The 4,490-nt window shown below is 66.5% G+C and carries 2 protein-coding genes and 1 pseudogene; 2 read left to right on the forward strand and 1 reads right to left on the reverse strand.

Annotation, left to right across the window (positions count from 1 at the left end):
* The first annotated feature begins 255 nt into the window (after positions 1-255).
* Together IRZ30_RS15915 and IRZ30_RS15920 are read left to right on the forward strand one after the other, a co-directional pair.
* Complete coding sequence (locus tag IRZ30_RS15915) at positions 256-516, forward strand: hypothetical protein (RefSeq protein WP_294086553.1); 261 nt, start codon at positions 256-258, stop codon at positions 514-516.
* A gap of 66 nt (positions 517-582) precedes the next feature.
* Entirely contained in the window at positions 583-3,087 is a 2,505-nt protein-coding gene (locus IRZ30_RS15920) for an alpha/beta hydrolase-fold protein (RefSeq protein ID WP_294086555.1), read from the forward strand.
* A 122-nt stretch (positions 3,088-3,209) separates the two neighbouring features.
* On the opposite strand, the pseudogene IRZ30_RS15925 reads toward IRZ30_RS15920, so the two are convergent.
* Positions 3,210-4,460: pseudogene (locus IRZ30_RS15925) on the reverse strand (IS3 family transposase).
* Positions 4,461-4,490: the final 30 nt, after the last annotated feature.

The raw sequence follows: 4,490 nt of genomic DNA on the forward strand, positions 1-4,490 counted from the left end.
GATCAATGCCTAGTCTCAGGACGTCCGTGACAGATCCGTCTCGGGACGTGGGTGACACGTCCGGCTAGAAACGATCTTCGTGGTTACGGTAGTGCGTTCGATGGGTGGGTGCCTAGAGGTGGACGCTGGTCGTTGGAGAGTGCGCCGACGCATGTGATGTCGTTGGACCGGACTAGTTCTCGGATAGCGGTGACCATGGCGGCCACTCCTGGCTGGGGAACGATCAGCTGGTTGGTGGCCCAGAAGTAGCTGCCGTTGGCGTGTTCACCGGATTCTTGCCACCTGCTGTCGGATCCGGGTGAGGGCGGGCTGGACCTCGACGACGACCTTCGCGCCCGCGTATGGCTGGCCCACGCAATGCGGCTCGCGCCCCCAGACCACACCTGGTACGCGATTGCCGCGGACGCGACGTCGGTGCTCCCGAAGCCGCTGGCCGGCGTCACCTTTGACGGCGGCCGGCTCACCGCCGTCTTGCCGCCGGTCAGCTGGGCGATGATCCACGTCTATATAATGTAGGTCGCGGACGACAACAACGAGAGGCTTTCACAGATGAATGCCATGTTTACGCGGGGACCACGAGCGATGCAGGTCACCGGTGCCGCGATCGGGCTGGCAATGGTCGTGTCGGGCGTCGTCGTGTCCGCGTCGCCGGCGGCCGCGGCGTCAGACCCCTGGGAGTCCCAGAGCGGGATCTACCACTACTTCACGGTCCCGAAGTCGTCAGTCCCGTCTAACACCTGCGGCAACTCCACGGGCGCCGGCGCGGAGCTGGAGGGCAACATCGGGCCGTCCGGGACATGGGCGGCCGTCGGGCTCGACGCGAGCGGTGAGAACTGTGTGGCCAACATCGGTCCGATGAAGCCCGGTCTCTACTACTACCAGTACGTGGCGACCATGCCCGACCGCTCCAAGCAGGTCTTCCGCAACCCCAACAGCTCCGTCGACGTGACCTCCCATCCCAACTGGAACACGCTGTTCGTCCCTGGCCCAGAGGTCGCGTGGATGGACGACGTCGCTTCCGGCGGCGGGACGGTTTCCGAACTCACCTACACCTCCACGGTCGCCGGCGCCGAGCGGTCGGCGTGGGTCTGGACCCCTCCGGCGTACGACCCGGGTCGCGCCAAGCCGTACCCCGTGCTGTACCTGCTCGCCGGCGAGGGCCAGTCTGCCCGGGAGTGGCAGGAGCTCGGCCGCGCCCGACAGATCCTCGACAACCTCGCGGTGAGCGGCGACCTCGCCTCCATGGTCGTGGTGATGGCAGACCCGGGCGACACCCACTACCGCGCCGAGCTGCTGAACAACATCCTTCCCGCGGTTCAGCATCAATACAACGTCTCCACCAGCGGCCGCGAACGCGCGATCGCCGGCATCGGGCGCGGTGGATACCAAGCCCTCAACCTGGCGCTCACGGATCCAGGCGCCTTCGGCTCCATCGGCTCGATGTCGGGATACCTTCCCGGCGACGCCTGCATCACGCGCTCGTTGGCCAAAGCAGTCAACAAGGGCACCGACCTGATCCGGTTCTACGTCGGCAACACCCTCGACCCGAGCTACAACTCGACCTGGGAAGCGATGCAGAAGCTCAGGTCGGCCGGCGTCGACTTCGAGTTCGACGGCGTTCATCCCGAGACCGGTGGCGTCTGGGACACGTGGCGGGAGAACCTGCGCGACTTCGCGTCCCGCGTCTTCCGGCCCGGTGCGGCCCGCCACCGCGGCATGAGCGAGGGGCATCGCGCCCTTACCGAGCCGTACCGTCCGCCCGCCACCGGGAGCATCACCACCCCGCATATCGACGCCAACGGCATGGTCACCTTCGAGACCGGCACCCAGTGGGCCGATGCGAAGGACGTCGTGATCTGGGGCGACTGGGCCCCGAACGGGCAGTGGTTCCGCATCCCGATGACCAAGGTCGGAGACCGCTGGCGGACGACCATCGGCCCGATCGACGGCTACTACTACTGGCGGTACGAGGTCAACGGGACCCCCGTCCACGACCCCGAGGACACGAACAACACCGAGAACGTGGAGAGCCAGCTGTTCGTCCCCGGAGGTGAGCGGACTCCGCTGCTCGCCGATGTCCCCGCGGACGAGGCCGGAGACATCACGCTGCTGGAGTACACCAGCGCGTACCCCGGAAACCCGACGATGAAGTTCAAGGTTTGGACGCCGCCGGACTACGACCCGGATCGCGCCGAGAAGTACCCCGTTTTGTACCTTTACCACGGCTTTGCCCAGAACTACGCGACCTGGACGGAGGTGGGCCGGGCGAAGCAGATCCTCGACAACCTGTACGTCCGCGGTGAGATCGCGCCGATGGTGGTTGTCATGCCGGGCTACCCGGGACTCTCCGACTTCTGGGTTGATCTGACGACCAAGGTCATGCCGTTGACCGCTTCGGAGTTCAATATCTCGACCGAGCCCTCGAAGATGGCTCTGGCGGGATTGTCGTGGGGAGCTCGAGGGACCCAGGGTGCGCTGGTGAACCACCCGGGCGCCTTCTCGTACTTCGGCATCTTCTCCCCGCCGTTCGCCGCCGGCTCTCTCGACGACATCTCCGGGCCTGCCGCGAAAAAAGGGACCAAGCTCGTATCCCTGTTTGCCGGGGACGTCGACGCCGGCGCCATCGGTGCCATCAACGGCATGGAGGCCAACCTGGCGGCCTACGACATTCCCACCGTCAAGACGATCGTCCCAGGACCGCACGGGTTCGACGTCTGGTGGCAGGGGCTGTCGGACTTCCTGCCGCGGATCTTCGAGCACAGCTCAGGAGTCACCATCAGGCCGGAGGCCGCCGACTTCGGGACGCTGCCGGAGGGCTACCACTCGCCGCCAGCCAAGAAGCTGACCGTCATCAACTCCCGCCAAACCGCGATCCCGCCGCTGTCGGTGACCGTCAGCGGACCCAACGCCGACAAGTTCACTCTGTCCACTGACACGCTCGCGCCGATCAGGGCCGGCAAGAAGGCACACTTCAGGGTGGCGCCGGTGACCGGACTGCCCGCGGGCGTGTACGAGGCGACGGTCACCGTCGCGGGTGGTTCGGTGCGAGCCTCCGTCCCGGTGCGGGTCAAGGTGGCTAAGGCGTAACGGCCGACACCGCGAGGTCACGGTGCGCGTGTGGGGACCGGCGACGCTGGCCCCACACGTCGTGGCAAGAAGTGCCACAACGGATCCATGTCGACTGAATCACCCCGGGTTTCGTGGAGACGTCAGGTGTTGGCTGCAGCCTCCGGTTGGGGCTGGGTTTGAGCGTAGTACATCGATTCGTACTCGGCCGGCGGTACGCCGCCGATGGACCGGTGGATTCGGGTGGTGTTGTACCAGTCGACCCACTCGGCGGTGGCCAACTCGACGTCGGCGAGGGTCTTCCATGGCCCGCGCCGGTTGATCAGTTCGGTCTTGTACAGGCCGATGGTCGATTCCATGAGCGCGTTGTCCAGCGCGTCACCGACGCTGCCGATGGAGGCGTCGATGCCTTCGGTGAGCAGGTGTGCGGTGAACGCGAAAGACGTGTATTGACTTCCGGCATCCGAATGGTGGATCAGTCCCTTCGGGACAGCGTGGCCGGCCCGGTCGCGGCGCCACAGGGCCATCTGCAGCGCGTCGAGGACCAGCTTGGTTCGCTTGGTGGTGGCCGCCGACCAGCCCACGATGGCCCGCGAGTACAGGTCGACGACGAACGCGACGTACACGATTGCGGCCCCATGTGGTCACGTGAGTAAAGTCGGCTACCCAGCGCCGGTTCGGGGCCGGGGCGGTGAAGTCGCGGTCCAGCAGGTCACCGGCCCGCTCATGACGCTCGTCGCGCACGGTGGTGCGGATCTTCCTGCCGCCGCGGCGTACCCCGGCGATGCCCAGTTGGCGCATCAGCCGCTCGACCGTGCACCGGGCGACCTGGATGCCCTGCCGGTTGAGCTCGCGCCAGATCTTGAACGCGCCGTAGACCTCGTAGTTGTCCTTCCAGACCCGCATGATCTCCTCGGCCAGCTGCGCGTCGCGCACCGCCCGGGCCGACGGCGGCCGGCAGATCGCGGCGTAGTAGGTGCTCGGTGCGATCCGCGCTCCGTGCTCACGCAGCACCCGGCAGATCGGCTGGACACCGAAACGATCCTTGTGCTCGTCGATGAACCTCACGAGCTGCGCTGTGCTGGCCTGTCCAGCTCGGCCGCAAAGAAAGCCGACGCCGCCTTGAGGATCTCGTTGGCCCGGCGCAGCTCCCGCACCTCGGCCCGAAGCCGACGCAACTCCGCAGACTCCTCACTGCTCACCCCCGGGCGGCTACCGCCGTCGATCTCGGCCTGGCGCACCCACTTGCGTACCGTCTCCGCGGTGCCGATCCCGAGCTTGGCCGCCACCGCCTGGATCGCGGCGTACTCGTGCTCGTAGTTCGGGCGGACCTCGGCAACCATCCGAACCGCCCGGTCCCGCAACTCACGCGGATAGGAAGACTTCCGTGGCATGACTCATCCTCTCAATCAAGTCTCCACGAA

It is taken from the genome of Sphaerobacter sp. (genome assembly GCF_019683595.1).
In the GTDB taxonomy this organism is placed as follows: Bacteria; Chloroflexota; Chloroflexia; order Thermomicrobiales; family Thermomicrobiaceae; genus Sphaerobacter.

Excerpts from the sequence above, each read along its gene's own strand:
- IRZ30_RS15920 (WP_294086555.1), top strand. The coding sequence starts at position 583 with ATGCAGGTCACCGGTGCCGCGATCGGGCTGGCAATGGTCGTGTCGGGC.